Below are 4,359 nucleotides of genomic sequence, written 5' to 3' on the forward strand. Positions count from 1 at the left end.
GATATGAACGCAAGCCCGAGCACTTCCTCGCCTTCGTCGGCATAGCCGCAACCCTCATCTGCCACCGCCGACTCACCAAGTGAAACGACCTCTTAGTTCGGCGTTGACGACGCCACTGACCACGTCCATAGCGGCGGCGGTCAGCAGGGCCGTGACGACTCGTCGACCGGACGGTTGCAGAAGGCGACGACGTCGACGGCCTGGGTCGGCGTGAAGCCGATGAGAGGCTCCTGATCGACTTCGTCGGCGTGCTCGGCCTCGAAGATGGACCGGTCGCCGATGCCGGGCCCCATGACGGAGACCAGGACGGGCCGCTGTCCGTCGGCACCCCCGGTGTCCGAGATGCCGAGGCTTTCCGCGTGAATGTTCAGGTCATACTCGTCAACCCGCTTCTCCTCAAACCGTGCCGAGGAGCGAACCAGAAGGTCACGGAGCCGCTGAATCACCGCGCCGGGGACGGCCTCCGCCAACTCGATCACCAACACCGGTCCACCAATAGCTCGGAGCCTGACCAGCCGGGACCGTCCTCCCTACCTCATTACTCAGCGTGGCCGCGCACAGAAGTTGATCCAGAGCCAGGACACGCGAACAGAGCCAGCCGTGCAGGTCAGACGCTGTTGCGCCTGTCGATGCTGTCCTGCCGAAGATGTTTCGTGTGGCGGGTGATGGCATCGATGCGGGTGGCCAGATCGGGGTGGCCGGCTTCCAGGTGCGGCCCGGTGGCGGTCAGGGGGCCGACCAGGGCGGCGGCGTCGTTGTCGGCGAGAGCGTGATGGAGGTTGCCGAGGGGGGTACGGGCCGCGGCCGGAAGGTCCCTGAGTGCCGTGATCTGGCCGGCGAGCCGCCGCAGATCGGCCGCGTTGCCACGCGCCCAGGCGCTGACACTCCGGTCGGCGGCACGGAGGTCGCGGGTGGCCTTGACCCTCTGTTCACCCGTGGTGCCGGAGCCACCGGGGCGCAGGCGCAGGTAGCGGCGTTCGGCGGCCTGGCGGCTGGCGACACCGAGAGGGTGAGCAAGGTCAGCCCAGTTGGCGCCCGCCCCCCGGGCCGCTTCGATCAGGCCCGTCTCCCAGGCTGCGAGCTCTTCGCGCACCTCGCGCAGCAGCAGAAGGGAGGCCAGGGCCTGGTCGGGGCCTGTCTCGCGGCCGGGTGATTCGCCGGGTTGTGCGGTGCGGGCGGCGCTGAGGGCTTCGCGGATGGCGTCCAGGGCCCCCGCAGCAGCGACGAAGGAAGCCGGGCCGGCGTTCGTGTTCGGGGGCGGGCTGTGCTGGTCGGCTGTGGCCACAGTGATCTCCTGCCTGTCATCCTTTCGACGACTCATGACTTGTCATCGTTTGGATGACATGTTACAAGGGAAATCAGGTGAAGCGCATTGGCAGGTACTGCCTGAACCAACTGGAGGTGTTTCCTGATGTTGATGCGCACCGACCCGTTCCGTGAGTTCGACCGGATCGCCCAGCAGCTGATGGGGCCCGGCACCTGGTCGAGGCCGTCCGCGATGCCGATGGACGCCTATCGCGACGGTGACGAGTACGTCGTCACCTTCGATCTCCCCGGTGTCTCCCCGGACGCGATCGACATCGATGTCGAGCGGAACATGCTGACCGTCAAGGCCGAGCGGCGGCCGGTCGAGAAGTCGGACAACGTACAGATGGAGCTCTCCGAGCGGATGCTGGGTGTCTTCTCCCGCCAGGTCATGCTGGCCGACACCCTCGACACGGAGCACATCGAGGCCGACTACGACGCGGGCGTTCTGACCCTGCGCATCCCGATCGCCGAGCGCGCCAAGCCCCGAAAGATCGCCATCGGCGGGGAGGCCACGCGCAAGGAGATCAGCGGCTGAGTCACTCCCGTATCTCGGCGGCGGAGGGCGGGACGGATCTCCTCCCCCGCCCCGCCCTCCACACTTCAGGAAAGGGGACAGCAACAGTGACCCTCGAAGCGAAGACATTCCTGACCCGAGTCCAGGAACGCGGCACGTACGACACACCACAGGAAGCCGACCGGGCAGCCCGGGTCGTCCTGGCCCTGCTCGGCGCGCACCTCGTCGGCGAGGAGCGCGCCCAACTGGCCGCCCGGCTTCCCGAAAACTACGCCCTGATCCTGCTCAACCCTTTGCAGGCCGCTGAACCGCTCTCCCCCGAGCGGTTCGTCCGCGCCACCGCGGCATGGATCGAGGGGGCGACCGAGGAGACCGCAAAGTGGGATGTCGGCGCCGTGCTCAGCACGACCGCGGACGCGGCGGGCGAGGACCTCATGAGCCGCATCCTGCTCCAACTGCCGCCGGGCTACGACGAGCTCTGTGGCCATCCCCGGCCGGCCTCACCGCTCCAGGAGACGGGGCACCCCTGAACAGCCCGCACCCTCACCGACCGGAAGACCTGCGACGAGAAAGGACCTCTCCAGCAATGCTCCCCAAGACTGAACCACAGATGACGTACGACCAGCTGCCGGAGCAGGTGCGGTACGAAGGCGCGTACCCGACCCGCGAACGAGCACAGAAAGTCACCCACGCCGTGCTCGCCGCGCTGGGCCGGCAGCTGACCGGCGACGAACGCGTCGAACTCGCGTCCCGTCTGCCCGTCGAAGCCGCGCTCGTCTTCTCCGCGCAGATTCCCGGCACCCAGCCCCTCACCGGCTGGGACTTCGTGGAGGACCTCGCCGCCCGCACCGGCGGAACACCCGCCACCGCACGCTGGGACGCCGGCTCCGTCCTCGCCCCGGTCGCCCAGCTGGCAGGCCCCGACCTCCTCACCCGGACCCTCGACCAGCTGCCGCCCGGTTACGCGCTCCTGTTCGGCCGCGCCGAACTCGCACCCGCCGCCTGAGCGCGCCGTGTCTATCCGGCGCCGGGCGCGTTCGTCACGGTGACGCGTACACGAGTTGCAAAGACCCCACGGGACTCGTGCCGCGGCCGCCGGGGCCGCAGATACCCGTTCCCCCTTCCTGGCCGTCAATCGAAGCCCTGGTCCGCCCGGGACCAGGGCTTCGTGCTGCCCTCGCGCGCTGGGACGCGGTGGGGGCGGGGCGGGTGGGGACGTGACGGGCTGCCGGGCCGGCGGCAGCCCAGGACGCGGCGCCCGCACCGCGCGGTCAGCGACCAGGCCAGGGTTGACGGCGGGCAAGGGTCGCCCACTCCTCATCCGGCCGGCCCGGTACGAGACGGCCGTCCGTCTCCCACCGCAGGGCGAGTTGGGTGAAGATCGGCCTTCAGCACGCTGAACTTGGCAGGGAACGCACCTGGTCCAACGACATCACCCATCCACGAATCACAGACCCTGCGCATCGAGCGCGTCCACGAAGCCCACCCACGCGAGACCTCGTCCTCCCCGGGTGCCGGACGGCCGACGACGGGCCAGCGGCTCTTCGTCGTTGTCTGACGACGCCGACCACCGCCTGCCGCACCCGGCGCCGCAGACGCCGGGAGCCGAGGGCGGGCCGTGAGATCAGTGCGACCCTGTGCTCAGGTTCGACCTCGGTGCTGACCGGGTTGCGCTCCATCCGGCTCGGCGGTCGGTGAGGAAGACGCCGATGTCCCAGTCGCCGTCCTCCAGACGAGTGCCGACGATTTCGGCCACGTCGGACACGTCGATCCGCTCGTCCGCCACCAGAGGCGCCGTCACGGTGTCCGCCTGCCAGCGGATGCCCCTGGCGATGCGGCGGCGCTGATCCTCCGGCAAGCGGGGGCAAGGTCCCGGGCCATCTCGGAGGGAAGGCCCGGGTCGGCGACCAGGACAAACCACAGGTTCCTGCCGTTCGTGTCCGCGTCGGGCTGCCTCATACACCCTTGTCCTGCCGCCGGGTGGGCCTCGGTGATGTCGCGCCTCGCTGCTCCCCAGACTGCCACCGCAGGGAGGGATCCGCTCGTCCACCCGTTCGGCAGCACGCCGCGCCTGCTGGCCTGGGCACCCCCAGATCACTTGTTGTGGCACGTGGGTATCTGACGGACGAACAGTGGGCGCGGCTGGAACCGCTGTTGCCCAGTGGGAAGAATCCCGGGCGCCCGCCGATACGGACGCGGCGGCAGCTGATCGACGGGATACGGTGGCGGCCCCGGACGGGGACGCCGGGCGGGATGTGCCGGAGCGGTACGGGCCGTGACCGGGTGTACGACCTGCTCGGCGCCGGCAGCGGGACGGCACCTGGAAGTACAACGTCACCCAGCTCCAAGCCCGGGTGGACGCGAAGTCCCCGATCACCTGGGATGTGCGCGTCGACTCGACTGTGTGCCGGGCCCACCAGCACGCCGCCGGGGCCCGCAAAAGGTGCCCCTATGGGTTTCGTCAAGCGGTGGGTAACGTCCGTGACGGCTGGTCTTGAGCCGGGGAAAGCCTGATTGACCAGGGGCAACGGCTTTGA

The 4,359-nt window shown here is 69.4% G+C and carries 7 protein-coding genes; 4 read left to right on the top strand and 3 right to left on the bottom strand.

Annotated features, from left to right (window positions below):
• Nucleotides 1-140 precede the first annotated feature (140 nt).
• Both ACGFU7_RS47565 and ACGFU7_RS47570 read right to left on the bottom strand, forming a co-directional pair.
• Nucleotides 141-485 (bottom strand): DUF6368 family protein, encoded by a 345-nt coding sequence (locus ACGFU7_RS47565; RefSeq protein WP_393705009.1) that lies wholly within the window; start codon nt 483-485, stop codon nt 141-143.
• Between the two features lie 122 nt (nt 486-607).
• The gene (locus ACGFU7_RS47570; RefSeq protein ID WP_393705011.1) at nt 608-1,285 is read right to left on the bottom strand and encodes a type III effector protein; all 678 of its coding nucleotides are present in this window, start codon (nt 1,283-1,285) and stop codon (nt 608-610) included.
• A 126-nt stretch (nt 1,286-1,411) separates the two neighbouring features.
• Between ACGFU7_RS47570 and ACGFU7_RS47575 the strand changes: the two genes are divergently transcribed.
• From ACGFU7_RS47575 to ACGFU7_RS47585, 3 genes are all read left to right on the top strand, one after another.
• Nucleotides 1,412-1,843: an Hsp20/alpha crystallin family protein gene (locus tag ACGFU7_RS47575; protein ID WP_383373669.1), complete on the top strand. Its 432-nt coding sequence runs from the start codon at nt 1,412-1,414 to the stop codon at nt 1,841-1,843.
• Between the two features lie 86 nt (nt 1,844-1,929).
• The gene (locus ACGFU7_RS47580; protein ID WP_383979465.1) at nt 1,930-2,352 is read left to right on the top strand and encodes a DUF2267 domain-containing protein; all 423 of its coding nucleotides are present in this window, start codon (nt 1,930-1,932) and stop codon (nt 2,350-2,352) included.
• A gap of 56 nt (nt 2,353-2,408) precedes the next feature.
• Nucleotides 2,409-2,828 carry a DUF2267 domain-containing protein gene (locus ACGFU7_RS47585; RefSeq protein ID WP_393705013.1) on the top strand — a complete coding sequence of 140 codons (420 nt, stop codon included), beginning with the start codon at nt 2,409-2,411 and terminating at the stop codon, nt 2,826-2,828.
• A 618-nt stretch (nt 2,829-3,446) separates the two neighbouring features.
• On the opposite strand, the gene ACGFU7_RS47590 is transcribed toward ACGFU7_RS47585, so the two are convergent.
• Nucleotides 3,447-3,680: a hypothetical protein gene (locus ACGFU7_RS47590; protein WP_393705015.1), complete on the bottom strand. Its 234-nt coding sequence runs from the start codon at nt 3,678-3,680 to the stop codon at nt 3,447-3,449.
• Nucleotides 3,681-3,925: 245 nt separating this feature from the next.
• On the opposite strand from ACGFU7_RS47590, the gene ACGFU7_RS47595 reads away from it, so the two are divergent.
• Nucleotides 3,926-4,336, top strand: coding sequence for a transposase (locus tag ACGFU7_RS47595; protein ID WP_393705016.1), 411 nt, complete (start codon nt 3,926-3,928; stop codon nt 4,334-4,336).
• Nucleotides 4,337-4,359 lie beyond the last annotated feature (23 nt).

It is taken from the genome of Streptomyces sp. NPDC048473, from assembly GCF_043200155.1.
Lineage (GTDB): Bacteria > Actinomycetota > Actinomycetes > Streptomycetales > Streptomycetaceae > Streptomyces.